The 26,967-nt window shown below is 66.6% G+C and carries 24 protein-coding genes; 17 read left to right on the top strand and 7 right to left on the bottom strand.

Annotated features, from left to right (window positions below; all coding sequences use genetic code 11):
- The first annotated feature begins 127 nt into the window (after positions 1 to 127).
- Positions 128 to 1,489 (top strand): histidine--tRNA ligase, encoded by a 1,362-nt coding sequence (hisS, locus tag J7I79_RS06415; RefSeq protein ID WP_214951487.1) that lies wholly within the window; start codon positions 128 to 130, stop codon positions 1,487 to 1,489.
- On the opposite strand, the gene J7I79_RS06410 is transcribed toward hisS, so the two are convergent.
- Positions 1,463 to 2,719 carry an APC family permease gene (locus tag J7I79_RS06410; RefSeq protein ID WP_214951485.1) on the bottom strand — a complete coding sequence of 419 codons (1,257 nt, stop codon included), beginning with the start codon at positions 2,717 to 2,719 and terminating at the stop codon, positions 1,463 to 1,465. The genes hisS and J7I79_RS06410 overlap by 27 nt on opposite strands.
- 99 nt (positions 2,720 to 2,818) lie before the next feature.
- Between J7I79_RS06410 and aspS the strand changes: the two genes are divergently transcribed.
- Both aspS and J7I79_RS06400 read left to right on the top strand, forming a co-directional pair.
- Positions 2,819 to 4,624: an aspartate--tRNA ligase gene (gene aspS, locus J7I79_RS06405; protein ID WP_214951483.1), complete on the top strand. Its 1,806-nt coding sequence runs from the start codon at positions 2,819 to 2,821 to the stop codon at positions 4,622 to 4,624.
- A 75-nt stretch (positions 4,625 to 4,699) separates the two neighbouring features.
- Entirely contained in the window at positions 4,700 to 5,491 is a 792-nt protein-coding gene (locus tag J7I79_RS06400; protein WP_214951481.1) for an N-acetyltransferase, read from the top strand.
- Positions 5,492 to 5,633: 142 nt separating this feature from the next.
- On the opposite strand, the gene J7I79_RS06395 is transcribed toward J7I79_RS06400, so the two are convergent.
- From J7I79_RS06395 to J7I79_RS06375, 5 genes are all read right to left on the bottom strand, one after another.
- Entirely contained in the window at positions 5,634 to 7,010 is a 1,377-nt protein-coding gene (locus tag J7I79_RS06395) for an MFS transporter (RefSeq protein WP_214951479.1), read from the bottom strand.
- 10 nt (positions 7,011 to 7,020) lie between these two features.
- The gene (locus J7I79_RS06390) at positions 7,021 to 7,350 is read right to left on the bottom strand and encodes a Dabb family protein (RefSeq protein WP_214951559.1); all 330 of its coding nucleotides are present in this window, start codon (positions 7,348 to 7,350) and stop codon (positions 7,021 to 7,023) included.
- Between the two features lies 1 nt (position 7,351).
- A complete protein-coding gene (locus tag J7I79_RS06385; RefSeq protein WP_214951477.1) occupies positions 7,352 to 9,040 on the bottom strand; it encodes an FAD-dependent oxidoreductase in 1,689 nt (562 codons plus the stop codon).
- Between the two features lie 53 nt (positions 9,041 to 9,093).
- Positions 9,094 to 9,855 carry an SDR family NAD(P)-dependent oxidoreductase gene (locus J7I79_RS06380; protein WP_214951475.1) on the bottom strand — a complete coding sequence of 254 codons (762 nt, stop codon included), beginning with the start codon at positions 9,853 to 9,855 and terminating at the stop codon, positions 9,094 to 9,096.
- Positions 9,856 to 9,972: 117 nt separating this feature from the next.
- The gene (locus J7I79_RS06375; protein WP_214951473.1) at positions 9,973 to 10,758 is read right to left on the bottom strand and encodes an IclR family transcriptional regulator; all 786 of its coding nucleotides are present in this window, start codon (positions 10,756 to 10,758) and stop codon (positions 9,973 to 9,975) included.
- Between the two features lie 150 nt (positions 10,759 to 10,908).
- Here J7I79_RS06375 and J7I79_RS06370 point away from each other — a divergent pair, with 150 nt between their 5' ends.
- From J7I79_RS06370 to J7I79_RS06350, 5 genes are all read left to right on the top strand, one after another.
- Positions 10,909 to 12,651, top strand: a complete 1,743-nt coding sequence (locus J7I79_RS06370; RefSeq protein ID WP_251042429.1) for an FAD-dependent oxidoreductase — start codon at positions 10,909 to 10,911, stop codon at positions 12,649 to 12,651.
- A gap of 20 nt (positions 12,652 to 12,671) precedes the next feature.
- A complete protein-coding gene (locus tag J7I79_RS06365) occupies positions 12,672 to 13,439 on the top strand; it encodes an IclR family transcriptional regulator (protein WP_214951471.1) in 768 nt (255 codons plus the stop codon).
- A 147-nt stretch (positions 13,440 to 13,586) separates the two neighbouring features.
- Positions 13,587 to 14,873 (top strand): cytochrome P450, encoded by a 1,287-nt coding sequence (locus J7I79_RS06360; protein WP_214951469.1) that lies wholly within the window; start codon positions 13,587 to 13,589, stop codon positions 14,871 to 14,873.
- Positions 14,866 to 16,179: an NAD(P)/FAD-dependent oxidoreductase gene (locus tag J7I79_RS06355; protein ID WP_214951467.1), complete on the top strand. Its 1,314-nt coding sequence runs from the start codon at positions 14,866 to 14,868 to the stop codon at positions 16,177 to 16,179. The genes J7I79_RS06360 and J7I79_RS06355 overlap by 8 nt, the downstream gene beginning before the upstream one ends.
- Positions 16,180 to 16,188: 9 nt before the next feature.
- Complete coding sequence (locus J7I79_RS06350; RefSeq protein ID WP_214951465.1) at positions 16,189 to 16,512, top strand: 2Fe-2S iron-sulfur cluster-binding protein; 324 nt, start codon at positions 16,189 to 16,191, stop codon at positions 16,510 to 16,512.
- A 13-nt stretch (positions 16,513 to 16,525) separates the two neighbouring features.
- Here J7I79_RS06350 and J7I79_RS06345 read toward each other — a convergent pair whose 3' ends face one another.
- Complete coding sequence (locus J7I79_RS06345; protein ID WP_214951463.1) at positions 16,526 to 17,173, bottom strand: acVLRF1 family peptidyl-tRNA hydrolase; 648 nt, start codon at positions 17,171 to 17,173, stop codon at positions 16,526 to 16,528.
- 52 nt (positions 17,174 to 17,225) lie between these two features.
- Here J7I79_RS06345 and J7I79_RS06340 point away from each other — a divergent pair, with 52 nt between their 5' ends.
- From J7I79_RS06340 to J7I79_RS06300, 9 genes are all read left to right on the top strand, one after another.
- Positions 17,226 to 18,650 carry a replication-associated recombination protein A gene (locus J7I79_RS06340; protein ID WP_214951461.1) on the top strand — a complete coding sequence of 475 codons (1,425 nt, stop codon included), beginning with the start codon at positions 17,226 to 17,228 and terminating at the stop codon, positions 18,648 to 18,650.
- Positions 18,651 to 18,873: 223 nt separating this feature from the next.
- Positions 18,874 to 19,272, top strand: a complete 399-nt coding sequence (locus tag J7I79_RS06335; RefSeq protein WP_214951459.1) for a cupin domain-containing protein — start codon at positions 18,874 to 18,876, stop codon at positions 19,270 to 19,272.
- Between the two features lie 251 nt (positions 19,273 to 19,523).
- On the top strand, positions 19,524 to 20,150 hold the full coding sequence (gene rpsD / locus J7I79_RS06330; protein WP_011692125.1) for a 30S ribosomal protein S4: 627 nt from the start codon (positions 19,524 to 19,526) through the stop codon (positions 20,148 to 20,150).
- Between the two features lie 145 nt (positions 20,151 to 20,295).
- Complete coding sequence (locus J7I79_RS06325; protein ID WP_028269108.1) at positions 20,296 to 20,670, top strand: DUF948 domain-containing protein; 375 nt, start codon at positions 20,296 to 20,298, stop codon at positions 20,668 to 20,670.
- A gap of 19 nt (positions 20,671 to 20,689) precedes the next feature.
- A complete protein-coding gene (locus tag J7I79_RS06320; protein ID WP_181038795.1) occupies positions 20,690 to 20,920 on the top strand; it encodes a DUF6167 family protein in 231 nt (76 codons plus the stop codon).
- Between the two features lie 205 nt (positions 20,921 to 21,125).
- A complete protein-coding gene (alaS, locus tag J7I79_RS06315) occupies positions 21,126 to 23,804 on the top strand; it encodes an alanine--tRNA ligase (protein ID WP_214951457.1) in 2,679 nt (892 codons plus the stop codon).
- Positions 23,805 to 23,811: 7 nt separating this feature from the next.
- Positions 23,812 to 24,411: a Holliday junction resolvase RuvX gene (gene ruvX, locus J7I79_RS06310; RefSeq protein ID WP_214951455.1), complete on the top strand. Its 600-nt coding sequence runs from the start codon at positions 23,812 to 23,814 to the stop codon at positions 24,409 to 24,411.
- Entirely contained in the window at positions 24,408 to 26,102 is a 1,695-nt protein-coding gene (gene mltG, locus J7I79_RS06305) for an endolytic transglycosylase MltG (protein WP_214951453.1), read from the top strand. The genes ruvX and mltG overlap by 4 nt, the downstream gene beginning before the upstream one ends.
- On the top strand, positions 26,099 to 26,959 hold the full coding sequence (locus tag J7I79_RS06300) for a shikimate dehydrogenase (protein ID WP_214951451.1): 861 nt from the start codon (positions 26,099 to 26,101) through the stop codon (positions 26,957 to 26,959). Before mltG ends, J7I79_RS06300 begins: the two co-directional genes overlap by 4 nt.
- Positions 26,960 to 26,967 lie beyond the last annotated feature (8 nt).

The following is a 26,967-nucleotide window of genomic DNA, read 5'->3' as shown; positions in this document are numbered from 1 at the left end:
CTGCCGCACATAGTTTATGCATGACTGGCTGGACTCCCGCCTTTACCGCCGCTTTTTGATCACATGGCGGAATCGGATGACCGCGCAGCGGACTCCAGCCTTCTGTTACCTGAGGAGAAAATCCACCATGGCCCGCACCGCCTCCCTGTCCGGTTTCCCCGAGTGGCTTCCCGAGGAGCGGCTGGTGGAGCTGCATGTGCTGGACACCCTGCGGCGCGTCTTTGAGCTGCACGGTTTCTCCTCGATCGAAACCCGCGCAGTGGAAACCGTGGGTCAGCTGCTCCGCAAGGGTGAGATCGACAAGGAAGTGTACGGACTCAGCCGCCTGCAGGAGGACGAAGGCGAAGAATCCAAGGCTGCCAAGGGCGACCACCACTCCCTGGCCCTGCACTTTGACCTGACGGTGCCGTTCGCCCGCTACGTGGTGGAGAACGCCGGCTACCTCGCGTTTCCGTTCCGCCGTTACCAGATACAGAAGGTGTGGCGCGGAGAACGTCCGCAGGAGGGCCGCGCCCGCGAGTTCACCCAGGCGGACATCGACATCGTCGGCGACGGCGATCTGCCGTTCCGTTACGACGTCGAAATCGCGCTGGTGATCGCCGAAGCATTGAGCGCCCTGCCCATTCCCGACTTCCGCCTGCGCATCAACAACCGCAAACTAGCGGAAGGCTTCTACCGCGGGATCGGCCTGACGGACACCGCCGGGGTGCTGCGGAGCATCGACAAGCTCGAGAAGATCGGCCCTGCAAAGGTGGCCGAGCTGCTCAAAACAGAGCTGGGGGCCACCGAGGACCAGGCGCAGGCCGCCCTGAGCCTTGCCGGCATCCGCACTGAGGACACGTCGTTCGTGGAAAAGGTCCGCGCGCTGGGCGTCAAGGACGAGCTGCTCGAGGAAGGCCTGAACGAGCTCGAGCAGGTCATTGCGGCCGCCGTGCAGCGTGTTCCGGGCAAGGTAGTGGCGGACCTCAGCATCGCCCGTGGCCTGGACTACTACACCGGAACCGTGGTGGAAACCGTCCTGGTGGGCCACGAACAGCTCGGCTCCATTTGCTCCGGCGGGCGCTACGACGCGCTGGCGAGCAAGGGCAACCGCAAATTCCCGGGCGTCGGCCTGTCCATCGGCGTCACGCGTCTCGTCTCCAGGATCCTGAGCCAGGAGCTGGCCCAGGCAACCCGTTCGGTGCCCACGGCAGTGCTCGTCGCATTGAACAACGACGGCAGCTGGGGTGGTGCCCAGGACGTCGCGGCACAGCTGCGCAGCAGGGGGATATCCACCGAAGTTGCCGCCAAGGCGGAAAAATTCGGCAAGCAGATCAAGTTCGCCGACCGCCGGGGCATCCCGTTCGTCTGGTTCACGGACGACGACGGCAAACACCAGGTCAAGGACATCCGTTCAGGCGAGCAGACAGACGCCGATCCCGCGACCTGGACGCCCTCGGCCGAGGACCTGCACGTCCGCATCTTAAGTCCTAGGCGGCAGCTTCCGTAGCCGCAGCACCAGGAACCGGCCGGCAACACCGGCCGCCAGCACGGCCGCCATGCCCGCCACGGAGGCCAACGGCAGCGTGACGGCAAGAATCAGGCAACCAACGAAACCCGCCGCATTCAGCCACCGGGGCGCGGTGCGCGGCCGTTCGGCCAGGGTGAATGCGGCGGCATTCGTGACCGAATAGTAGATCAGCACGCCGAAGCTCGAGAAACCCACAACGGTCAGCACATCCGCCGTCAGGAGCAGCACAACCACGGCTGCTGCCACCGACAGCTCCGCGACGAACGGGACCGTATCCTGCCCGCCCACCCGGGCCAGGGGAGAGGGCAGGTCCCGCTCCCTCGCCATTGCCATCGCAGTACGGCCGACCCCGGTGATCAGTGCGAGCAGCGCGCCCAGGCAGGCCGCGGCTGCCCCCGCCTGCACCACCGGAGCGCCTTCGGCCAGACCGGAGGACGTCACGGCGTCGAGCAGCGGCGACAGCGATTCCGCCAGCCGCCCCGGGGACAGGTGCCAGAGCAGCAGCACGGCGAGTGCCAGATAGATCGTGAAGGCTGCGGCCAGCGCGGCCAGGATGGCCCGCGGAATGGTGCGGGCGGGATCCTTGACCTCTTCGCCTAGCGTAGCGATCCGGGCGTAGCCGGCGAAGGCGAAGAACATCAGGCCGGCGGCCGGGAGGATCCCCCAGGCGCCGCCCGGGCCTGCGACGGGACCGGCCGGTTCCGGATGCGGCCCCGCAATGCCCGCAACCGTCACAAACACCAGGGTGCCAAGGACGATGGCGAGCAGGATTCTTGTCAACAGGGCGGTGCGGGTGATGCCCATCAGGTTGACACCCGTGAGCACCACGACGGCGGCGACGGCCAGCGGCGTGGCGAAGCCCGGTGCCACATAATGGCCGAAGGTCAGGGCCATGGCCGCGCACGACGCCGTCTTCCCCGTGACAAATCCCCAGCCGGCGATGAAGCCGGGCCATTCGCCGAGCTGCTTGCGGCCGTAGACATAGGTCCCGCCGCTGGCCGGGTACTTGGCGGCCAACTGGGCCGACGCCACAGCGTTGCAATAGGCAATGGCGCCTGCGACCAGGACCGAGAGAACCATCAGCGGGCCGGCCAGCGCCGTGGCGGGGGAGAAGACGACGAACACGCCGGCGCCGAGCATGGAGCCGAGTCCGATGGCGGTAGCGTCAAACACGCCGAGCCGGCGCTGAAGCCGTTGGTGGGTCTGCATGGCGGAAGGTAAGCCTTTCCAACGGGTAAACTCGAACGGGGCTGTTCCCGCAACGGTCCCATTCAACATCATCTCTGTCTTCCTTCTGAAAGGTAAGCTGTGCTGCGCACACATGACCTCGGATCCCTTCGCTCCGAGCACATTGGACAAACCGTTACCCTGGCCGGCTGGGTGGGCCGGCGTCGTGATCACGGTGGTGTGGCATTCGTTGACCTGCGCGATGCCTCAGGCGTCGCCCAGGTGGTAGTCCGCGAAGAAGAGGTCTTCCACGGGCTCCGCAACGAGTACGTGCTCCAGATCATCGGTACGGTTTCCCAGCGCCCCGAGGGCAATGAGAACCCGGCACTGGCCACCGGTGAGATCGAGGTCATTGCCGAGAAGGTGACCATCCTCAACACCTCCGATCCGCTGCCCTTCCAGATCGACGAGCACGTCGAGGTGGGCGAGGAAGCACGCCTGAAGCACCGCTACCTGGACCTGCGCCGCCCTGGCCCCGCCCGCAACCTGCGCCTGCGCTCGGAAGCGAACCGTGTGGCACGCGAGCTGCTCCACCAGGACGGCTTCGTTGAGATCGAGACCCCCACGCTGACGCGTTCGACGCCGGAAGGCGCCCGCGACTTCGTGGTCCCTGCACGCCTCGCGCCGGGTTCCTGGTACGCCCTGCCGCAGTCCCCGCAGCTTTTCAAGCAGCTCCTTCAGGTGGGCGGCTTCGAGAAGTACTACCAGATTGCCCGCTGCTACCGCGATGAGGACTTCCGCGCCGACCGCCAGCCGGAATTCACCCAGCTGGACATCGAAGCGAGCTTCGTGGAGCAGGATGACATCATTTCGCTCGGCGAAAGCATCGTCAAAGCCCTGTGGCAGCTGATCGACGTCGAAATCCCGACGCCCATCCAGCGCATCACGTACGCCGACGCCATGGCGCGCTACGGCTCGGACAAGCCGGACCTCCGTTTCGGCCAGGAACTGACCGAACTCACCGAATTCTTCAAGGACACCAACTTCGGCGTGTTCAAGGCACCCTACGTCGGTGCCGTAGTCATGCCGGGCGGTGCATCGCAGGCACGCCGTGCGCTGGACGCCTGGCAGGAATGGGCCAAGCAGCGCGGCGCCAAGGGCCTCGCGTACGTGCTCTACAAGGAGGACGGCGAACTGGCCGGTCCCGTGGCCAAGAACCTCACCGACACCGAGCGCGCCAGCCTGGCCGACGCCGTCGGGGCCAAGCCCGGGGACTGCATCTTCTTCGCCGCCGGCGAGAAGACCCCCTCCCGTGCACTCCTCGGTGCCGCCCGTGTCGAAATCGGACACCGCACCGGCCTGATCAACCCCTCCGACTGGGCATTCTGCTGGGTTGTGGATGCCCCGATGTTCGAGCCCGCCGCCGCCGCAGTGGCTTCGGGCGACGTGGCCGTTGGTGCCGGCCAGTGGACTGCCGTCCACCACGCCTTCACCTCGCCCAAGCCCGAGTTCATGGACTCCTTCGACCAGGACCCGGAATCGGCCCTGTCCTACGCCTACGACATTGTCTGCAACGGCAACGAAATCGGCGGCGGCTCCATCCGTATCCACGAGCGTGACGTGCAGGAACGCGTCTTCGAACTCATGGGCCTGGACAAGGCAGACGCCGAGACGAAGTTCGGCTTCCTCCTGGAGGGCTTCAAGTTCGGCGCTCCGCCGCACGGCGGCATCGCCTTCGGCTGGGACCGCGTTGTAGCCCTGCTGGCCGGCGTGGAGTCAATCCGCGACGTCATCGCGTTCCCGAAATCCGGCGGCGGGTACGACCCGCTGACGGCAGCTCCGGCGCCGATCACGGCGCAGCAGCGCAAGGAGGCCGGCGTCGACTTCAAGCCCGAGGCCAAGAAGGCGGAACAGGCCCCCAAGAAGGCCGACGACGCAGCCAAATAGACTTAACTGATCGTCAGCAAGGCTCCCCGGGAAACCGGGGAGCCTTTGCTGTCCCCAAGCCGTTAAAGGAGGCCGATGGAACGGCAGACGACCCCCGCCCTGGAAGCATTGATGGACGCCGCCTGGCCCGCTCCCGACCGGGAGGAATCCGGCGGGTGGGTTCTTCGCGCCGCCAGCGGCGTGACCCAGCGTGCAAACTCCATCTGGCCCCGCTCGGAGCCGGAGGGAACCCCGCACGAACGGCTGGCCCTGCTCCGGGATGCGCGCGCCTGGTACCGCAACCGCCGGCTGCCCGTGATCTTCCAGGTCTTCGACGATGCCCGGAGCTCCGCGCTGAATGCGGTCCTCGATGAGGAAGGCTTCACCCGCCAGTCCGAGACCCTGATCCTCGTGCGAGGTGCCGGCGGGGATGCGCCGGCACCTGACGCCGGCGTCGAGCTCTCGGCACAGCCGACGGAGGAGTGGCTGCGGCTTTGGTGGAGCGTTGACGGCCGCGGTGACAGGGAATCCCTCGCCACTGCCCGCGGAATCCTCGAAGGCTGCCGGTCGCTGTACGCGCTGGTGAGGGACGACGACGGCGTGCCCGCCGCCGTCGGACGCCTTGCGGTTCCTCCCGGCGGGGCAGACAGCAGGGGCGGCCTGTACTGCATGGCAACCCGTCCGGATGCCCGGCGCCGCGGCTACGCAAACCGGGTGCTGCGGTCGTTGCTGGGGGCGGGGGCGGCGCAAGGGCTGGACGGGTACTGGTTGCTGGTGACAGCGGCCAATTCCGGTGCCCGGGAACTGTATGCCCGGGCCGGCTTCCGGGAAGCCGGCCGCTACCTTTACCGGCAGGAGCGGCCGAAGCGGCACCTCACCGGCTGCTAGGTTCGTTCGGTCGCGTAGCTTTCGGTGGCGTAGTGCAGTCCGACCCACGGGGAGGCGGCCAACTCGCCGCCGTCAACGGTTGTCGCGGCTGCTGGGGTTGCCTCCAGCGGCATGATGGTTCCTTTCGGGCTGTCGGTCGGAGTCACAGGTTTTGCAGCTCCCGGCGGCGGGCGGTACCGGTGAGGTAAGGAGCACCCAGTTCCTCGATCGGCGTCCTGTACGTCTCCCGGGAGTAGTACACCGAGGCTGCTGCGACGAGCATGCACACCGTCCCGAAGACAGCCACGGGAACCCAGCCGATGACGCCCGGGGTCAGGAGCATCCCGGCGATCATCGGGGCGAAGCCGGCAAGGACGAGTCCCAGTTGGTTTCCCATCGCCATGCCGGTGTAGCGAACCGGGGCGGCGAACTGTTCGGCGAAGAACGAGGGCCAGATGCCGTTGAAGCCCGAGTACAGCACCGTCATATTGAGGAAAGCGGCCAGGAAGACCAGGACGATGTTGCCGGAGGACAGTGCAAGGAAGTACAGGAAGATGGTGATCGAGCAGCCGATTGCGGCGGTCAGCAGCAGGGGGCGCCGTCCGACCCGGTCCGAGAGCTTCGCGGCCAGCGGCATGGCGAACATCGACAGCCCGATGGCTACTGCATTGACGGTCAGGATGGAAGCGCGGTCAAAGCCTGCGGTGGAGGTGGCGTACGCCAGTCCGAAGACCGTGAAGATGGTCTGCATGACGGACATGATCGACATGCCCACAACGCGCAGCACATCGGCGCCCTGGAACCTGAGTACTTCCTTGAGCGGCATCGGGGCGACCTGCTGGTGCTCCTGGGCCTCTTCGAAGACCGGTGTTTCGTCCAGGTGCGTCCGCACCCAGTAGGCGATGGCCAGGACCACGATGGAGAGCCAGAACGGGATGCGCCAGCCCCAGCTCATCATCGCTTCCTGCGGCAGGGCCGTGACCGGAATGAACACGAGGGTGGCCAGAACCATGCCGGAGGCATATCCCGTCATCACGAAGCTGGTGAAGAAGCCGCGTTTGCCTTCGGGCGAGTGTTCCAGGGTGAGGGTGGAGGCGCCGGCCGATTCCGCGCCGGCGGAGAAGCCCTGCGCGAGCCGCCCGGCCACCAGGAGGATCGGCGCCCAGACGCCGACCTGCTCGTAGGTGGGCAGGAACCCGATGCCCAGCGATGCCAGGCCCATGATGCCCAGGGTCAGCAGCAGGATCTTCTTCCGGCCCAGTTTGTCGCCGAAGTGGCCCATCACCAGGCCTCCGACCGGCCGCGCTACGTAGGCGACGCCGAAGGTGGCAAAGGCGCCGATCAGGCCGATGGCAGGGTCGGCGGAAGGGAAGAACAGGTGCGGGAACACGAGGGCTGCGGCGGTTCCGTAGATGAAGAAGTCGTAGTACTCCAGCGTGCTGCCGAGGAAGGATGCCAGGGCTGCCTTGCCCGGCGTTTTCCGTGGGGCCGACTGCGCGGCCGACTGCGTTGCGGGCTGAGTTGTGGATGCAGACTGCATGGGGATCTCCTTAAGACTGCGTTGTCTTAGTGGTGGCCGCAGGGGTCTCCCCGAGGTGGAAGTCCACCGAAAGGACCTGCTGGCTGTTGGGGAACGAGTACGCCTTCAGCGGCTCGTGGAGCGGGTGCGTGTTGTACACCGCTATGTCCTCGACCGTTTCGAAGTCGGCCACAATGGCGTAGTCGAAGGAACGCTCGGTGTTGAGGACATCCGCGCCGTGGCTGAGGCTGAGCATGCCGGGGATCTTGCCGGTCATGTTGTTGAGGCCGTTGATCCAGGCCTGTTTGTCGGCGGGCGGGAAGCCCGGCTTGAACTTGAAGAGCACGGTGTGGCGGATCATCTCAGGCACCCACCAGTTCCACGGTGGGCCCAGCCTGTTCGGCGGGCTGTTCCGCGGAGCGGTACTCCGGTGACAGGCCGGCGATGGTGCGTCCGGCGAGGTAGCCCATGGTCATGATCGGTCCAAGGGTGGCCCCGGCGCCCGGGTAGCCTGCGGCGTAGGCATTTTCCGTGGTGTTGCCGGCGGCGAACAGGCCCGGGATGGGCTGGTTGTCGACGTCGAGCACCCTGGCCAGCCCGTCGGTTGCCACGCCGCCGTTGGTGCCGAAGGCGCCGTTGACCACCTCCAGGGCGTAGAACGGTCCGGACCGGAGTGGGCCGAGCGAGGGGTTCGGCCACGGGTTGTCGTCGTCGCCCCAGTACTTGTCGTAAGCGCTCTCGCCGCGGCCGAAGTCCGGATCCTCGCCCTTGACGGCGAAGGCGTTGAACCGGGCCACGGTCGCAGTGAGGTTTTCTGCCGGAACGTTGATTTTTGCGGCCAGTTCCTCGAGGGTTGCCGCCTCGATCAGGTAGTCCGGCGTGGGCTTGCCGGCGCGGTGCGCCAGGATGCCGTAGCGCTCCAGGTAGGCGTGGTCCACCACTACGTGTGCCGGCGTGTTGAGCGTCCGGTTCGCGGCCGAGTCCCAGGACTGCAGGCATCGGGCCAGGTCGTTGTAGTTCTGCGACTCGTTGGCGAACCGGCGGCCATGGCGGTTCACCATGATCGAGCCCGGGCCCTGGCGTTCGAAGCGGAGCAGGGTGCCCACGGGCTGCCCGTCGCGTGTGTCACCGGTGACGGACATCGGCGCCCACCAGGCTTCGCGGGTGCCGCGGGTCTGGCCGCCGATGCGCTGCGACATCCGCAGCCCGTCGCCGGTGTTCGAGGGCGGCGAGCACATCGTGTACAGCCGGGACGCGAGCATGGAGTCGGCCAGTGCCTTGTCCCACTCGAAGCCGCCGGTGGCCAGCACCACACCGTCGTTTGCCCGGAAGGTTTCGCCGGATTCCAGTTCGACGCCGGTCACCCGGCCGCTGTCCGTCAGCAGCCGGTGCCCCCTTGCCCCGGTGGCCAGGGCAGCACCATCGCGGACCAGGCTGGCCAGCAGCATGGAGACGAGAGCCTGGCCTTTGGCCACCAGGCCTTCCTCCTGGCGGCCGGCCAGTTCGTCCCACGGGAACTTGGTGAAGGCGCCCCACTCTTCGTATTCCTGCATGGTGAACGGCGCCCGGCCGTCGCTGCGCACGTGTACCTTGAGATCGCCCAGGGCTTCGGTGCTGTTGAACAGCTCTGGCTCCACCGTCCTGCCGCCCTCCAGAGCGCCGGGCAGGTCCTGCCGGTAGTCCGGGAAGTTGTCGAGGAAGATAAAGCGGACCCCGCATTCCTCCTCCACGAAGCGGAGCATCCGGTCCCCGAAGGTCAGGGCTGCGTCCAGGAGTTCCCCACGGCCGCGCCCGCGGGCTACGGCGCGCACATACTCGGCGGCTGCCTCCTTGGAATCGGTGATCCCGGCCTTCCGGGCGTGGTGGTTGTCCGCCACCCAGAGCATGCCGCCGGACACGGCGGAGGTCCCGCCCAGCAGGCCGCTCTTCTCCAGGACGACGACGGACTTGCCGGCACGGGCGGCAGTGGCCGCCGCTGTGAGCGCGCCCGCACCGGAACCGACGACGACGACGTCGTAAGTGTCCGCGGGGGCGCCGTTGACGAATTTCATGGGGTGTTGCCTTTCAAGAGGAAGATGGTCGCAGCTGCAGTTGGGGTGTGGCGTCAGACAGCCGTGTAGCCGCCGTCGATCACGAGCTCGGAGCCCGTGGTGAAGCGCGATTCGTCGGACGCCAGGTACAGCACGCCGTAGGCGATCTCGTCCGGCTGGCCCTGGCGGGGCAGCGGGTTGGAGCCGACCAGCTGCTGGTAGTAGGCCTCGGCGCCGATGTCGGACTGTTCGGCCGAGCGGCGGCTCATCCGGGTGTTCATCGATCCGGGGTGGATGGAGTTCACCCGGATGCCGTAACTTCCGTAGGCCGCAGCGTCCGACTTGCTCAGGAGCCGGACGGCGCCCTTGGTGGCGTGGTAGAGCGGCACATTCCTGCCTCCGGTCAGACCGTGGATGGAGGAGAAGTTGACGATGCTGCCGGCCCCCTTTTCGATCATGCCGGGAACCACGTGCTTGGTCATCAGCCAGACGCCCTTGACGTTGACGTTGAAGATCAGGTCGAAGTCCGTGACGGAGGCGGTGTGGGAGGCGCCGGCGGGGCCGATGATTCCGGCGGCGTTGACCAGGATGTCCGGCGCGCCCAGGTCGTCGCGGACCCGGCGGATGGCATCGGCGACGCTGTCCTCGCTCGTGACGTCGACGTCGTATTCACTGATGTTTGCGTGGGCCGCGGCGGCCGGGATGCCGGCAACGTCCAGGCTGGCAACGACCGCGCCGTGCTCAGCCAGGAGGGCGGCGGTGGCGCTGCCCAGGTCGCCGCGGCCTCCGGTGACGATGGCGGTCTTTCCGGCCACTCTGTTCGGTGTGGGATTCATGGGGTGCTCCTCGTGCTCCTGCAGCCTCTTCGCTGCGTCCTAGCCAGAGTGGCAGGGGAGCTGTGACCGGAACCACACGATTGCCGATGAACGGTAAAGCCAACATTCAGACTCTGATCAGTGACTCTGCCTCAGAGTGCCCTTCAGCTCGCCCCGCCAGCCGAGTGCCCTGGAAATACCCCGGGCGGCGGCCAGCAGGACGGGGACCCGGGCGGCCGCGTTCTCCTCGTTGCGCGGCACCACCACGCTGAGGGCGGCGCGGACGGTGTTGTCGGTCCCAAAGACGGGGACGGCGATGCCGCTGGATTCGGGCACGATCACGCCCGGCATGGCAGCGAACCCGCGCTGCCTGATCTCGGCCAGATGGCGGCGAAGCAAAGCTGGATCGGTCAGGGTGGTTTCGGTGAACTTCGTCAGGGGCCGGGCCAGGAAGCTGTCCTGATAGGCGGCGGGGGAATGTGCCAGCAGAACCAGGCCCGAGGACGTTGCGTGCACCGGCAGCCTGCCGGCGATCTTGGTGATGTCGACGATGGTCTTGTCGGAGCCCAGCCGCTCGATGTACAGGACCTCGTCCGAATCAAGGATGCCCAGGGTGGTGGAGTGCTGCACTACTGCCTGGACGTCCTCCATGAACGGCAGGGCAGCCTCCCGCAGTCCCAGCATCTTGGATCCGCGGGAAACAAGTTCCCACATCCGGGTGCCGATGTGGATATCACCGCCGGGTTCGCGTTCGAGGAGCCGTTCGAGCAGCAGATCGTTGACAAGCCGGTAGGTCGTGGTCACGGGCAGTCCTGTCCGGCGCCCCAGTTCGGCGACGCTCATGGAGGTGTGCCGGTCATCGAACGCGCTCACGATCTTAACGAAGCGGCCGATGATCGACTCGCCCGATGCGGAATTGGCCACGCTTCCTCCTCAGGATTCCCGCTCAATGGTAATCCTCCTCCCGGGTGCCGGTGCCACCGGCTCTACTGGGGCTTTAGCCTTGCACCCGGCTGCCGCGAGGATGCGGGCAGCCGACTGAACGGAGCAGTAACCATGAACAGGACAAGAACAATGAGCAACGCACCAACCATGAGCACGACAATCTGTGATGTCCTCATTATCGGCTCCGGTGTGGCCGGGATGGCCGCGGCGCTGAAAGCCGCTTCGCAGGGTTTGACCGTGGTTGTTGCGGAGAAGGAACAGTACTTCGGCGGAACGACGGCGATTTCGGCTGGCTGGGCATGGGTCCCCGGCAACAAGCAGGGCGTGGCGCAGGGGGACACCCGGGAGGACGCCGAGACGTACCTGAAAAGCCTTGCCCCGGAGACGTTCAACGAAGCGGGCGTCCGGGATTTCCTGGACACCGTCCCTGAGGCGATTTCCTTTTTTGAGAACGAAACCGAGGTGAAGTTCACCTACCCGGAAAAGTCCCCCGACTACCAGATGGACCTGCCAGGCGCGAAACTGTCCGGCCGGGCCATCCTGCCGCAGGACGTTGATGCGCGCGTGCTTGGGGACAAGCGTCTCCTGATGCAGCCCTACATGAGTTCCTACACTGTGTTCGGCTACATGCCCCAGGTGGGACCCGACATCAATGAGTTTTTCCACGTTAACCAGTCGGTGAAATCCTTCGTTTATGTGGCGAAGAAGCTGCTCCGCACGTGGGCCGACGCCGCCCGCTACAAGCGTCCCGTCCTGCGCTCCAACGGCAACGCCCTGATGACCCGCATGGTCAAGAGCGCCGACGACCTGGGCGTGCGGCTGTGGAACTCCTCACCCGCGCTTTCGCTGACCCGGGACGACGCCGGAACCATCACAGGCGCAGTACTCGGCGGCGAGCACGCCGCCACTGTGACAGCTCGCATGGGGGTCATCCTCGCCGCCGGCGGCTTTTCCGGCAACAAGGAACTTCGGCAGCAGTACTTCCCACACGACGCCGACGGCGACGACCACTACACACCGACCGTTGGCCACGGCGGGGACGCCGCGACTTTGGCGCTGAGTGCCGGCGGGCACATCGACGATTCCGTTTTCAGCGTGGGTTCCTGGGCGCCGGTGACGGTGTTCAAGTACCTCAACGGCCAGCAGAGGCTCTTTCCGCACCTGCGGGCCATCGGCCTGCCTGGCCTGATCGCCGTCGACCGTCACGGCAAGCGCTTCGGAAACGAGGCCCTCAGCTACCACGACTTTGGCGGGGCTATGATCGGTCACAACAAGGACGAGGACAAAACCTACGGGTACGTGATCGGAGACGCGAAGACGATGCACAAATATGGCATTGGCTACGCAAAGCCCTGGCCGATGCCCCGCGGCTATTTCTACAAAACCGGATACCTGGTCAAGGCGGACACCCTGGCGGAACTGGCCGGAAAGCTCGGAATCGATCCCGAGGGCCTCACAGCGACCGTGGCTGAATTCAACCCGGCAGCGGAGCGCGGTGAGGATCCGGCATTTGGCCGCGGCTCCACGCTGTACAACCACTTCCGGGGCGACCTTGAACACAAGCCGAATCCGAACCTCGCCCCGGTCGGCAAGGGCCCGTATTACGCCGCGAAGATCCAGATGGGCGACCTGGGCACCTTCGCCGGAGTCGGCGTCAACGAACGGTCCGAAGCTGTCACCGCCGAAGGAACGGCCATTCCGGGCCTCCTTGCCGTTGGCGCAGCCGCGGTGAGCGTTTTCGGCGGCGGCTACCCGGGCTACGGCTCGCACATTGGGCCTGCCCTCGTGTTCGGCTACCGGGCGGGCCGCGACATCGCCAAGCTCGCAGCTAGCAGGGGCGTGGAACGCGCCGCCACTGTGGAAGCCGGCTAGGGCGCAGGGCCGGGACGTTCATGGCCAACTCACCATCCGGAGAATCGGTGATCAGCCGCGTCGTGCGGCTCATGAGTGCATTCGACCGGAACCTGCCCACCATGACGCTCTCGGGCCTCGCCCACCGCGCAGGCCTTCCCCTGACAACCACCCACCGTCTCGTGGACGATCTGGTCGTTCACGGCCTGATCGAGCGGCTGCCGGATGGGAGCCTGCGCTCCGGGATGCGGATGTGGGAGCTGGCCGCACGGGGCTCGCGTGCGCTGACTCTCCAAGAGCTGGCGCTGCCTTTTATGGGCGATGTCCAGGCGGCCGTGCACCAACACACCACGCTGGCCGTGCTGGACCACGGGACGGTGCTCTACGTGGAGCGCCTGTCCGCGCCTGAGTCCAGCCTGGATGCGGCCCACATTGCCCAGAGGATGCCGATTCACGCCGCCTCGTCCGGCCTCGTGCTGCTGGCTTTCTCCCCGCCTGCCTTCCAGGACGAGGTGCTGTCACGACCACTGGAGGCGGTGACCGCCGAGACCAATACCGACCCGGCCCTCATCCGGAAGCAACTGGCCGACATCAGGCAGCGCGGCTACGTGGCACCGCCAGGTATTGGCGTCCTGGAGTGGACCGGCATCGCCGTGCCCGTCTTTGGCCCGGACAACACTGTCGCTGCAGCGCTCAATGCCATCGTGCCGCGACGGGAAGCCGCCGTTCCGCTGACCGTCCCTGCGCTACTGACGGCCGCCCACGGGATTTCCCGGGCGCTAAAGGCTGCCCAGGCGCCCGGGCGCTAACCGTTTTCCTTGCAGTGCCGGCGTCGAATGCTGCTGCGCAGACTTTCACAACCGATGAACGGAAGTCCTATGGGGCGGGCGTGGGATCGGTAGGCATGGTTGTGTGAGACGTGGATCACGTTCTCCAACTTCGACAAAAGGACAATGATGTCTCCTGCCACGACAGAGTTTTCAGCAGCACCTGCCGCCGATCCGCGGACCGCCGAGGCCCCGGAACTGCCCCCGTATTCCCACGACCTGAGCTGGCCCGAGGGCATGGCTCCGTTCAAGGTCGTCGACGACGGGACGCAGGGTGATCCCTACGCCCACTATGAGTGGATGCGGGAGAACGCCCCTGTGCTCCGTGCACATTCACCCGTATCGGATGTGTGGTTCATTTCCCGCTATGACGATGTACGCAAGGCAATGCGGGCCCCCAAGGTCTTCTCCTCCCAGGTTGTGGACCCGGTCCCGCTGACCTTCCTCACCCTCTTTGACGCCCCCAACCACACCCGGCTGCGCCAGGTCGTGGCCCAGGCCTTCATCCCGAAGGCGATCGCCCGCTTCGAGGACCGGGTCCGCGAAAACGCCGAAAAGTACCTGGCCCCGATGCTAACCGCCGGCGGCGGCGACGCCGTGGACGACTACGCCATCCCGCTCAGCATGTCCACCATCAGCGCCCTGCTCGACGTGCCCGCCGAGGACTTCGACAAGATGAAATTCTGGTCCGACGAAACCTTCAGCTATTTCGGCCGGCTCGCCCGCAACGCCCAGGGCACCGGCACCGACGAGCAGAGCACCTTCGAGTTCTTCGCCTACCTGAAGGACACCATGGAGCGCCTCTACCGGGAGGAGAGCGACTCGGTCGGCGGCCATATCGCCCGGATGTGGAAGGACGGCCTGCTCAGCGAGAAGGAAGCCAAGGAACTCTGCGCCTTCGTCTTTGTCGCCGGTCACGACACCACCACCATCCTGCTGGCCAACGCCTTCCGCGTTTTCAGCGAACAGCCTAACTTGCTGGACCGGATCCGCCGGAACCCGGACGATGCGAACCTGTTTGTCGAGGAGCTGGCCCGCTACCGCGGCACGGTGCAGCGGGCCAGCCGGATCACCAAGGAGGCAGTGGAGGTCGCCGGGGTGACGATTCCGGCCGGCGCCATCGTGCGCCTCCTGCCCGCCGCCGCGAACCGGGACAGCAGCAAGTATCCCGACGGTGAGCGTTTCGACATCGACCGCAACACCGAGGGCCACCTCGGGTTCGGCCACGGCGTCCACAGCTGCCTGGGGGCTCCCCTCGCGCGGCTTGAGGTCCTGGTCACCGTGAAGCTCCTCGCCGAAAAGCTGGGATCCCTCGCTGTCGATCCCAGGAAGCCGATCGAATACGTGCGTGGAAACAACCTGACGAACTCGGGACCGGAGCACCTCCACGTGAACCTGGAGCAGGCCAATGCGTGAGCCGATGAAACAGGAACCGAAGATCGGAGCCACTCCTCCGGTGATCATCGTGGGTGCCGGACACGCCGGCGTTGCCGTCGCCGCGGGACTCCGTGCCCGGGGCTGGGAAGGCGGCATTCTGCTGCTCGACGCGGAGAAGGAGACGCCCTACGAACGTCCGCCGCTTTCCAAGGAACTCCTCAAGGACGGCGCGCCGGATGAGTCTGCCGTCCTGCGCAAGGAGAAGTTCTACCAGGACAAGGGCATCGACCGGCTGCCAGGCGTCACCGCGGACTCCATCGACCGGCAGAACCGCAGGGTCCTGCTGTCCAACGGCAGCCAGCCCGCTTACCACAGGCTCGTCATCGCTACAGGGTCGCGGGCGCGGCCCCTCACGGTACCCGGCGCGGGTCTTCCCGGCGTCCAGTCCCTGAGAACACGGGCCGACGCCCTCGAACTCAAGCGCCTGCTGGTCCGGGGAACCCGCGTCGCCATCATCGGCGCCGGGTACATCGGACTGGAAGTAGCGGCCGCGGCGGCCGCCCGGGATTGCCAGGTCACGGTGCTGGAGTTCCAGGACCGTGTGATGAGCCGCGTGACCTCCGCCCCGGTCTCGCGCCACTTCGAACGGCTCCACGGACAGCACGGCGTCCGGTTCGTCTTTGGCGCCGCCGTGACAGCGATTGAAGGAGACGGACGGGCGGAGCGTGTAATCACGGCGGACGGCACCGTCTTCCACGCCGACGTCGTACTGGCCGGGATCGGGGTGATGCCCAACCAGGAGCTGGCCGCAGACGCCGGGCTCGAGTGCCGGGACGGCATCCTGGTGGACGGGGACGGCCGGACTTCCGACCCCGCGGTCTACGCCGCCGGTGACGTCACCCGGTTCACCAGCCCGACTGACGGCGCCAGCCAGCGACTGGAATGCATCCAAAACGCGCTGGCGCAGGCCGACAGGGTTGCCGCCCACATCACCGGCCAGGACGCCGCAGCTCCGGAAATCCCCTGGTTCTGGACCGTCCAGCACGGGGTCCGGCTGCAGACTGCCGGGGTGCGCCACCCCGACGACGACGTCATCGTGCGCGGCGACCCCGCTACCGGCAAGTTCTCGGTGGTCTATCTCCGCGACGGCCGGCTCGCCGCCGCCGACACCATCGCGAACCTCGCCGACTTCCGGCCGGCCAGGAAACTGATTGCCCAAGGGACGCGAATCGACCCGACGCTGGCAGCCGATCCCGGCATCCCCCTTACCAACGCCATTCTCAACGACCCCACTCCCGCCGACCCCACTCCCGCTGACGCTGCCCTTGCAGCGGCCCGAATCTAAGGAACCGCCATGAGCAACAACAAACTCACCGTCGTCGACCGCGAGGGCTCCACCCACAAGCTCGAATGGGAACCGGACCAGACCCTGATGGAGGCCCTGCGTGACAACGACCTTCCGGTCCTCGCCTCCTGCGGCGGCACTGCCTCCTGCGCCACCTGCCACGTCTTCCTCGATAAGGAGGTCTTCGACACCCTGGGGGAGCGCAGCGAGGATGAACTGGAACTGCTCGTCGAGGCGGAGGGCTACCGGGAGTGCGGCTCCAGGCTCTCCTGCCAGCTGGGCTTCAGCCAGAACCTCAACGGAGCCACCGTCACTTTGGCTCCCGAGGAGTAACGGGCCCGCAAGCCTAGGCCGGCGGGTCGGTCACCAGGATGCGCACCGAACACAGGTCTGCGGCCGCCCGCTTGAGCACGGAGGCACGGGGATCCGGGACGTCCAGGAACGAAAGCCGGGTCAGTGCCGCGTAGTGTTTCAGCACGGGTTCGGCGAGGACCTGCTCCGCCAGCGTGCGGTCGCCGCCAAGCGCCAGGTATTCGATCCGGTGGCCGCCGAAGATCCGGCCGGCGTGCTCCGCGACCGCCTCCACGAGGGCATCCGCCTGGTTGGCGCGCCGCCGGGCGAAGCGCTGCTGGGACCAGCCGCCGGCCGCAGTCCTGGACTGCACGTGGCGGGTGCCCGTCTTGGATGCCAGGGCGGCGCCGTCACGGACCACCGCCACGGAATAGCCGCCGCGGCGGACAAGCACCAACCCGAGCGTGCGGGACTGCGCCGCCAGCGACGCGAGCCGCGACACCGCGTCGGTTCCTGTCCCGGGCCGGCCGTCCGCCGGCCAAGGGGCCTGCAGCAGCGCCACGGCGCCGTCGTCCGCGGCGAGGCGGAGGCCGCCGTCGGGCTCTTCCTCCGTGAGGGTGCCGTGGCTTGCGGCGAAGCGCTCCACCCACCCCGGCAGCCGGGCGCCGGAGACAAACGCCACTCGGGACTCTGGGGTGGGCATCGCGTGGTCTCCGTTGTCTGTGCGGTCATTGAACAAGAAGTAGCCTATCTATGTGGATGATCTCTTTGGCCAAGGGCCGGATAACGACGACGACGGCGGGACAGCGGCGCCGTCCGGTTCGGCGGTTTCCGGGCCGGACGCCGGCCGGACGCGGCCCCGGAGCCCCCTGGCGGTCCGGATGCGGCCCCGGACCCTCGATGACGTAGTGGGCCAGCAACACCTGCTGGGACAGGGGTCCCCGTTGCGGCAGCTGGCGGCCGGCGCCGGGGCCGACTCCGCCGGACCGGCCGGACCGACGTCGCTCATCCTGTGGGGTCCGCCGGGAACCGGCAAGACCACGCTGGCCCATGTGATCGCCAAGGGCCCCGGCCGGAAGTTCGTGGAGCTCTCCGCCATCACCGCGGGCGTGAAGGACGTGCGGCGCGTCATGGACGAAGCGCTCACCGCGAGGGACCTCTACAAAACCACCACTGTCCTTTTCCTCGACGAGATCCACCGGTTCAACAAGGCCCAGCAGGACGCGCTGCTGCCCGGCGTCGAAAACCGCTGGGTGGTGCTGGTCGCCGCCACAACGGAGAATCCGTCCTTTTCCGTCGTCTCGCCGCTGCTGTCCCGGTCGCTCCTGCTGACGCTCCGCCCGCTGACGGATGCGGACGTTGAGGGGCTGGTCCAGCGGGCAGTGACCGATGCCCGCGGGCTGAACGGGAAAGTGGAGCTCAGCGATGAAGCGCTGGCCCACCTGGTCCGGTTGTCCGGCGGCGACGCGCGCCGCGCTCTCACGGCGCTGGAAGCGGCGGCGGGCGTGGCTTTCGGTGATGCCGACGACGCCGACGACGGCCCCGTCACCGTGGAACTGCGGCACACCGAACGCGCCCTCGATGTTGCAGCCGTCAGGTACGACCGGGCAGGTGACCAGCACTACGACGTAGCCAGCGCCTTCATCAAATCCATTCGGGGCTCCGACGTCGATGCCGCGCTGCATTACCTGGCGCGCATGCTGGAAGCGGGGGAGGACGCCCGGTTCATCGCCCGCCGCATTGTGATTTCGGCCGCGGAGGATGTTGGCATGGCCGACCCCACGGCCTTGCAGACCGCCGTTGCCGCTGCCCAGGCCGTGCAGCTGATCGGCATGCCCGAAGGTCGCATCGTGCTGGCTGAAGCCGTGGTCCACCTGGCAACGGCCCCGAAGTCCAACGCCGCGTACATGGGCATCAACAAAGCCACCGCAGACGTCCGGGCCGGCCTGGGCAACGGCATCCCCGCCCACCTGCGGGACGCCCACTACCCGGGATCCAAACAGCTCGGGCACGGGCAGGGCTACAAGTACGCGCACGATGCCCCGCATGCCGTTGCCACGCAGCAATATCCGCCGGATGACCTGGTGGGCCGGGACTACTACCAGCCAACCGCCAATGGTGCCGAACGCGAGATTTCCACCCGGCTGGAGCGGCTGCGGAAGATCATCCGCGGCGGCTGACCGGCCCCGTCCGAACGCTCCCGGGCGTTACCCGTTGACTTCCGGCGGCGGAGGGCTAACGTTGAATTACGTCAGCATGGATCTGTTGAACGTGCGTGCCTTGAGGGGGGACATCAGCAAAAATGCCGGTTGTTCGGACACTCAGGCCCCAGGTCGGGGCTGGCACAACACAAGCCCGGCACCACCCCCATGCGCCCTCTTCCCAGTTCCCAGGTAGTGTCCTATGTCCGTAAATTTCGTCACAGCACTGTCCGTAAAATCCTTTGACATCCCGGACAAGAAGCGTTGCCCCGACAAGGCTGAGTTTGATCTTGTCACCGTCAACGACTACTCGGTGGCCCGTCTGATTCTCAATCCGGGCTGGCGGTGGTCGGAGAGCAGCAAGCCCTTCGAGAAGACGGACTTCTGCCAGCACAACCATCTCGGATTCTGTGTCTCCGGTGTCTTGGAAGTGGAAACCGCCGACGGCGTCCGTTCCACGATCCACGCCAACGACACCTACACGCTTCCGCCCGGCCACGATGAGTGGGTGGTGGGATCGGAGCCGTTCGTTGCCGTGGAGTTCCTGGGCACCGCCTCCTTTGGCCGGCCGTCCAGCCGCGGTGTCCATGCCCGGATCTGACTGCGCCTGCATCTGACAGTGGCCTGACCGTAGCGCCCTGACCTGGCTCCGGCCGATCAGGCCGCAGGCCTCATCGTGGTAGGATTGTTCGTTGTCTGGCAAGGCACGGACGCACAATCCACTGATTTTCAGCATTTCATGCTGTGGTGTGGTTATGCCCTGTGCCCAGTAGCAAAAGGCAGCGGTTGGCCGATGCTCTCCATCGTGGAGGCCAGTAACACTGACACACCGCAGATATTGGAAGGACACAAGTGGCTAACAACACTCGTGCTCGCCGTACCGCACGCCTTTCGCGTGCACTCGGCATTGCTCTGACCCCCAAGGCCGCCAAGTACATGGAGCGCCGCCCGTACGGCCCCGGTGAGCATGGCCGTGCCCGCAAGAAGCAGGACTCCGACTACGCCGTACGTCTGCGCGAAAAGCAGCGTCTGCGCGCCCAGTACGGCATCCGCGAAGCCCAGATGACCCGTGCCTTCGAAGAAGCACGCCGCACCAAGGGCCTGACCGGTGAAAACCTGATCGAACTGCTCGAAATGCGTCTCGACGCCCTCGTGCTGCGTGCCGGCTTCGCCCGCACCATCGCCCAGGCCCGCCAGCTGGTTGTGCACCGCCACATCCTGGTTGACGGCATCCGCGTTGACCGCCCGTCCTTCCGCGTCGGCGAGGGCCAGCTGGTCCACGTTCACAGCCGCAGCGAAACCATGCCTCCGTTCCAGGTTGCAGCGGCCGGCGCACACCGCGACGTCCTGCCCCAGGTTCCGGCCTACCTAGACGTCAAGCTTGACGCCCTGCAGGCACGCCTGGTTCGTCGCCCGAAGCGCTCCGAGGTTCCCGTAACCTGCGAAGAGCAGCTCGTCGTCGAATTCTACGCACGCTAAATACCAGCAGCGTATACAAAGAAGCCCGTGGCAAGCGCCGCGGGCTTCTTTGTATGTAAGGTACTGGGGGGACTTCCGCGACAGCGGCCATGATGCCGCCGCGGAACCCGCAGCAGTCCACGGAATCACAAGGAGATGAACGTCTATGTCTGGTGGCGATATTGCCGGCCTGATCGCGGCAGGGGTGTTTGCGCTCCTCGTGCTGATCCTCGCCGTGCCGATCCTGAAGCTCGGACGGGTTTTTGACGAAGTCCGGACGTCCATCCGCGCAATCAGCGACGGCGCCACGCCACTCATGGACGAAGTCACGGCCACGGTTTCCACCACCAACCAGCAGCTGAAAAAGGTTGACGGCATCTCGTCCAACGTCTCGGACGCCTCAGCCAACATCTCCGCGCTCTCGTCACTCGTGGCCGCGACGGTGGGATCCCCGCTGATAAAGGTGGCAGCCTTCAGCTACGGTGTCCGCTCCGCCCTGTCAGCCCGCAAGAAACCCGCCACCGGCCGCCGCAGCCGCTAATCCAGACGGAGAGCACTCAATGAAAAGAATTCTCTGGATGGGAATCGGCGTCGCCATCGGCGTCATCGCGTTCCGCAAAATCACCGAGGCGCAGTCCACCCTTGGGCCCGAAGGCCTGAACCGGGCGGTGGGCCGCCTGGCTGACGGCATCTACGATTTCGCGGACGCCGTGCGGGACGGAATGCAGGAGCGCGAAACCGAGCTGCGGACGGCCCTGGGCATCGACAGCCAGGACGTGGCGCGGCGCTAGCTCCCTCCACCAGGACCAGCCAGCAGCCAGTCCGGTGTCCGGGCGCGGACATCGCACCGCCCCCAGTGGGGGAGAATTAAACTGGCAGCCCCGGCAGACGCCACCGCAGATGCCCAGGCAGCCACGCGTTTGCGTGACCTCACGCATCTGACCCATACGCATCAGAACTACACGCAGTACACCAAGAAGGGTAAGTAACCAGGTTATGAAGTCGCAGGAGATCACCAAGCGCTGGATCGACTTTTTTGTCAGCAAGGGACACACGGCGGTGCCCTCCGCATCCCTGGTCTCCAGCGACCCCTCCCTGCTGTTCACGGTGGCCGGCATGGTGCCGTTCATTCCGTACCTGACGGCCCGCGAAGAGGCGCCTTACAACCGCGCCACCAGCGTGCAGAAGTGCATCCGGACCGGCGACATCGAGGAAGTCGGCAAGACGGCACGCCACGGCACCTTCTTCCAGATGTGCGGCAACTTCTCCTTCGGCGACTACTTCAAGGAAGACGCCATCAAGTTCGCCTGGGAACTGCTCACCACGGGAGTTGACGACGGCGGCTACGGCCTGCCGCCCGAGAAGCTCTGGGTCACCGTCTATGAAGAGGACGACGAGGCCGAGCAGCTCTGGCTCACCAACACGGGCATGCCCGCCGAACGGATCCAGCGGATGGGCAAGGCAGACAACTACTGGTCCACCGGCCAGCCCGGCCCGGCCGGCCCCTGCTCCGAGATCTACTACGACCGCGGCCCGTCGTACGGCGTCGAGGGAGGACCGATCGCCGACGAGAACCGCTACGTCGAAATCTGGAACCTCGTGTTCATGCAGTACCAGATCGACAACGTCCGCTCCAAGGTGGACTTCGACATCACCGGCGAACTGCCCAAGAAGAACATCGACACCGGCCTCGGCATGGAACGCCTCGCAATGATCCTGCAGGACGTCGAGAACATGTACGAGACCGACCAGGTCCGCCCCGTGATCGACAAGGCCGCGGCACTGTCCGGCCGGGAGTACACCTCCGCCGAGTCCGCCGACGATCCGCACCACACGGACGACGTCCGGATGCGGGTGGTGGCCGACCACATCCGGTCCGCGCTGATGCTGATCGCCGACGGCGTGACCCCCTCCAACGAAGGCCGCGGCTACGTGCTGCGCCGCCTGATCCGCCGTGCCGTGCGCTCCATGCGGCTCCTCGGCGTCGAAAAGGCCTGCCTGCCCGACCTCCTCCCGGCATCCCGCGACGCGATGAAGGGCGTCTACCCGGTGGTCGAGACCGACTTCGACCGCATCAGCCCCATCGCCTACGCCGAGGAGAAGGCCTTCCTGCGGACCATCGCATCCGGCACGGCCCGCCTCGAGGACGCGGTCAAGGATTCCAAGGCAGCCGGCCAGCCGCTGTCCGGCGCCGACGCTTTTGCCCTGCACGACACCTACGGTTTCCCGATCGACCTGACACTGGAAATGGCGGAAGAAGCCGGCCTTAAGGTTGACGAGCCCGAATTCCGGAAGCTCATGCTGGAGCAGCGCCAGCGCGCCCAGGCCGACGCCAAGGGCAAGAAGGGTTCGCACGCGGACCTCAGTGCCTTCCAGGAGCTGCTGGCCGAGGGCGAGACCGTTTTCACCGGCTACACCGAGCTTGCCGGCGAATCCAAGGTCCGCGGCATCCTTGCCGGCGGCCGCAAGGTTTCCCAGGCGTCTACGGGCGAGGAGATCGAGCTCGTGCTCGCCGAGACCCCGTTCTATGCCGAGGCCGGCGGCCAGGCAGCCGATACCGGACTCATCACGGGCGACGGATTCGTCGTCGAGGTCCTGGACGTCCAGCGGCCCGTCAAGGGCCTGAGCGTGCACAAGGCAATTGTCCGCGAGGGCGAAATCGGTGCTGACTCCCTCGTGCAGGCCGCCGTGGACCGCGAGCGGCGCCACTCGGCGGAGCAGGCCCACACCGGGACGCACATCGTGCATGCTGCCCTGCACCAGATCCTCGGCCCGGAGGCCCTGCAGCGCGGCTCGTACAACAAAGCGGGCTACCTGCGCTTCGACTTTGCCTGGGGCGAGGGCCTCAGCGCCGCAACGCGCTCCGAGATCGAGGAAGTCTCCAACATCGCCATCCGGAACAACTTCCAGGTGGATACCAAGGTCATGGCACTTGCCGAGGCCAAGGCGCTCGGCGCCATGGCGCTCTTCGGCGAGAACTACGGCAACGAAGTCCGGGTCGTGGAGATCGACGGCGCATGGTCCCGCGAGCTTTGCGGCGGCACCCATGTGGCCAACACCTCGCTCATCGGCAGCCTGTCCCTGCTGGGCGACCAGTCCGTGGGTTCCGGAAACCGCCGCGTGGAGGCCTTTGTGGGCATGGAGGCATTCCGGCACCTCGCTGCCGAACGTGCGCTCGTCACGGAGCTCACCGAAATGCTCAAGGTGCCGTCAGGCCTGCTTGCAGACCGCATCGCCACCACCCTCACCAAGCTCAAGACCGTTGAAAAGGAACTGGAGCGCCTGCGCAAGGAGCAGCTGACCGCAGCCGCAGCACAGCTGGTCGGCACCGCCAAGGATGCCGCCGGGGTCAAGGTCATTGCGCACGACGCCGGACAGGTCAGCGGCGCTGACGACCTCCGCGGACTCGCACTCGACCTGCGCACCCGTCTCGGCTCCGAGGCGGCCGCCGTGGCGGTTGCCGGTGTGAGCAACGACCGCCCCGTGATCCTGGTCGCCACCAACGAGGCAGCCCGCACAGCGGGCGTCAAGGCCGGTGCCCTGGTCCGTCTGGCGGCCGGAATCCTCGGCGGCGGCGGCGGCGGCAAGGACGACGTAGCCCAGGGCGGCGGCACGGACGCCACGAAGGTACCGGCGGCGCTCACCGCCGTCGTGGACGCCATCACGAGGCGATAACCGAACTGTGAATCAATCTGCTGCACCCGGCGTCTACCCCCAGGGCATCAAACTGGGGGTGGACGTGGGCACCGTCCGCGTGGGCGTCGCGGTCTGCGACCGCGACGGCATCCTGGCCACACCCTTGAAAACGCTGGAGCGGAACGCCAAGAAGAACACGGACGTGCGTGTGCTGGCGGCCCTGGCCGGCGAGCTTGGCGCCGTCCAGATCTTCGTTGGCCTGCCGCGCACGCTCAAGGGCGAAGAGCGCGCTTCGGCCCGGATGGCGACGGACTACGCGCATTTGCTGGTGGCCGCGCTGGAGAGCCGTGGCTCGGCCATTCCGGTGCAGCTGATTGATGAACGCTTGAGCACAGTGACAGCGCACCGCAACCTGCACGAAGCTGGCATGAGCAGCCGGAATCACCGTAAGGTAGTGGATCAGGTTGCCGCTGCGGGAATTCTCCAGCACGCAATCGATATGCAAAAAGCCAGGGGAACGGATGTTGGAAGCCGCGTGTTCGCGGTTTCCCAGCCGGGGCTTTCCGGGGACGCCGCAGCGGAAGGCGCTGAGCAGGCTGTCTCCGGAAACGACGTGCAATCTTCAGACGATGGAAGGCTACAGTGAGCCCGGTCAACAGCGGCGAGTCCTCAGGTGACGAATTCAGTGACTCCGGACGTCAGCTGACGCGCAAGGAAATTCGGGCCAGGGAGAAGTCCCTGGCGACCGAAGGCCATGACGTCGTCCCACCGCAGGCATTTGAAACCGGCCACTCGCCGCAGTTTCGCGCCGGCGCTGCCGGCCCGACGGGCCTCACCGACCCGCAGTCCGCCGATGTGCCCGCGGAAGCACCCCGCGTGCCGCCCGCACCGCCGTCAGTGCATGAGGCAGCCCCCGAGATGCCCGACGCTCCGCCCACGGTCCAGCAGCACGAAGTGCCCGTGCGCCACGAGGAACCGGTCCATCACGAGGAACCCGTGCACGAGGAACCCGTCCACCACGAGGAACCGGTGCACCAGGCGCTGTTGCACCCTGAAGCACCCGAGGTCTACCACCCCCACGCCTACGATCCACACGGCGACCATGCGGCGGAGCCCGGTCAGCACCACTATGCGGACCACCACGAGGACGAGGCGCACCATGTCTACGATGACGCCGACGCCTATGACGCGGGAGACCATCCCGACCATCACTTTGACGAGCCGGGGCACCCGCTGATGGGCGCAGGCTCCTCGGTGGCAGTGGTCCCGGCCAAGTCCAAGAAGGTCCGCCGCCGGCGCCGCTGGCTCGCGCTGCTGCTGACGCTCGCGGTGTTCGTCACCGCGCTGGTGGTGGGGGCCCAGTTCCTGAAGCCGCTGCTGGGCGGAGACACCATTGCCGATTACCCCGGCCCCGGCACCGGGCAAGTGAACGTGTCCGTTGCGCCCGGCGAAGGCACCAGGTCTGTTGCCACCAAGCTCGCGGATCAGAAGGTCATTGCCAACCCGGACACGTTCCTGCACGAGCTCACCGCATCCGGCGGCACTATTGCGCCGGGCGAGTTCCAGTTCCGACAGGAGATGAAGAACTCCGATGCCGTCGCCGTCCTGCTGGGCAAGGGTGAAGGCAAAGTGATGTACTTCGCCCTGAGCGCAGGGCTGCGGATCGGCGAGTCGCTGCAGTCCATATCCGAGGGATCAGGCATTCCCGTTACCCAACTCAAAGCGCTCAGCGACGCCCCCGCCCAGTTCGGGCTCCCGGCGAAGGCCAAAAACCTTGAAGGCTACCTGGCTCCCGGTGAGCACCGCTTCCCTCTGGGAACACCGGCGAAGGAGATCCTCCAGACCCTGGTCACCGCCACCGTTGACGAGCTCAAGGCGCAGGGCGTCACCGATCCGGAGAAGCAGTACGACGTCGTGACGGTCGCCAGCATCGTCCAGGCCGAAGGCGGGCAGGCCGAGTACGGCGACGTCGCCGGGGCGATCTACAACCGGCTCAAGCCGAACAACACCGAGACCGCCGGCCTGATCCAGTCCGATGCCACAGTGACCTACGGTCTGGGCATCAAGAGCTTCCACATCGACGAGGACCAGAAGGCCGACAAGTCGAACCCGTACAACACATACGCCAATCAGGGCCTTCCGGTGGGACCCATCGGATCACCGGGCAAGAACGCCATCGATGCGGCTGCCAAGCCGACGGCCAACGAGTACATGTACTGGGTGACCATCAACCTGGATACCAAGGAAACGAAGTTCTCCAAGACGCTGGCTGAGCACAACGTTTACGTGGAGCAGTACAACGCCTGGTGCGCCGCAAACGCAGGACGTTGCACGTGACCTTCCGGGCTGCCGTTCTTGGGCATCCGATCAGCCATTCGAAGTCCCCGGCCCTTCACCGCGCAGCCTACGCCCGGCTGGGTGTGGACATCGACTACACCGCCATCGATGTGACCGTTCCGGACCTGCCGGCGTTCATGGAGACAGTCCGCGGCGAGCCCGGGTGGCGGGGACTGTCCGTCACCATGCCGCTCAAGACCGCCATGGTTTTGGAGGTTGACGAGGTCCGCGGGGTGGCCGGCATCCTCGGAGTCGTCAACACCGTGGCGTTCGAAGCTGACGGGACGTCCGTCCGCCGGATCGGCTACAACACCGACGTCGCGGGCATCGTCAACGCCGTGCGGCATGCCGGCGTGGTGGCCGCACCGACCGCCGTGATCCTTGGCGGCGGCGGAACGTCCGCCGCAGCGATCGCGGCCCTGAAGGATCTGGGGGCGCCGTCGGCTGACGTCTTCGTGCGCGACGTTGAACGTGCTGCCGAGGCCCGCGCGGCGTCCGACGGCGTCGGACTCCCGATCCGCGTCCTCCCGCTGTCCGGCGCCGCCGCCGCAATGGCGGCTGCCGACGTCGTAATTTCCACCCTGCCGCCCCGCGGGGCCGATGCCCTGGCGGATGAGCTCGCCGGCCTCCGCGCCGCGACGCCAGGAGTGCTGCTGGACGTCGCCTACGATCCCTGGCCCAGCCGGATTGCCTCCGTCTGGCAGGACGGCGGCGGTGCTGTGGTGCCCGGGCTGGAGATGCTGCTGTACCAAGCGGTGGAGCAGGTCCGGTTTTTCAGCGGCCTCGGCGACGACGTCACGGCCGATGTCATAGATGTGATGTGTGACGCAGTCGGGGCACCCCGACGAGTGTTCTAACCGCCCTA

The organism is Arthrobacter sp. ISL-69 (assembly GCF_018613775.1).
GTDB lineage: Bacteria > Actinomycetota > Actinomycetes > Actinomycetales > Micrococcaceae > Arthrobacter.
Note: the sequence above shows the minus strand (reverse complement) of the source record. Positions and strands in the feature narration are given on the sequence as shown.

Bases quoted from the DNA above. Each gene is read 5' to 3' on its own strand.
- J7I79_RS06360 (WP_214951469.1), top strand. From the start codon at position 13,587: ATGTCTCCTGCCACGACAGAGTTTTCAGCAGCACCTGCCGCCGATCCG.
- J7I79_RS06325 (WP_028269108.1), top strand. From the start codon at position 20,296: ATGTCTGGTGGCGATATTGCCGGCCTGATCGCGGCAGGGGTGTTTGCG.
- J7I79_RS06345 (WP_214951463.1), bottom strand. From the start codon at position 17,173: ATGCCCACCCCAGAGTCCCGAGTGGCGTTTGTCTCCGGCGCCCGGCTG.
- J7I79_RS06335 (WP_214951459.1), top strand. From the start codon at position 18,874: ATGTCCGTAAATTTCGTCACAGCACTGTCCGTAAAATCCTTTGACATC.
- J7I79_RS06355 (WP_214951467.1), top strand. From the start codon at position 14,866: ATGCGTGAGCCGATGAAACAGGAACCGAAGATCGGAGCCACTCCTCCG.
- J7I79_RS06390 (WP_214951559.1), bottom strand. From the start codon at position 7,350: ATGATCCGCCACACCGTGCTCTTCAAGTTCAAGCCGGGCTTCCCGCCC.
- J7I79_RS06410 (WP_214951485.1), bottom strand. From the start codon at position 2,719: ATGCAGACCCACCAACGGCTTCAGCGCCGGCTCGGCGTGTTTGACGCT.
- J7I79_RS06365 (WP_214951471.1), top strand. From the start codon at position 12,672: ATGGCCAACTCACCATCCGGAGAATCGGTGATCAGCCGCGTCGTGCGG.
- alaS (WP_214951457.1), top strand. From the start codon at position 21,126: ATGAAGTCGCAGGAGATCACCAAGCGCTGGATCGACTTTTTTGTCAGC.
- J7I79_RS06350 (WP_214951465.1), top strand. From the start codon at position 16,189: ATGAGCAACAACAAACTCACCGTCGTCGACCGCGAGGGCTCCACCCAC.
- J7I79_RS06380 (WP_214951475.1), bottom strand. From the start codon at position 9,855: ATGAATCCCACACCGAACAGAGTGGCCGGAAAGACCGCCATCGTCACC.
- J7I79_RS06370 (WP_251042429.1), top strand. From the start codon at position 10,909: ATGAGCAACGCACCAACCATGAGCACGACAATCTGTGATGTCCTCATT.
- J7I79_RS06320 (WP_181038795.1), top strand. From the start codon at position 20,690: ATGAAAAGAATTCTCTGGATGGGAATCGGCGTCGCCATCGGCGTCATC.
- J7I79_RS06400 (WP_214951481.1), top strand. From the start codon at position 4,700: ATGGAACGGCAGACGACCCCCGCCCTGGAAGCATTGATGGACGCCGCC.
- J7I79_RS06395 (WP_214951479.1), bottom strand. From the start codon at position 7,010: ATGCAGTCTGCATCCACAACTCAGCCCGCAACGCAGTCGGCCGCGCAG.
- J7I79_RS06385 (WP_214951477.1), bottom strand. From the start codon at position 9,040: ATGAAATTCGTCAACGGCGCCCCCGCGGACACTTACGACGTCGTCGTC.
- hisS (WP_214951487.1), top strand. From the start codon at position 128: ATGGCCCGCACCGCCTCCCTGTCCGGTTTCCCCGAGTGGCTTCCCGAG.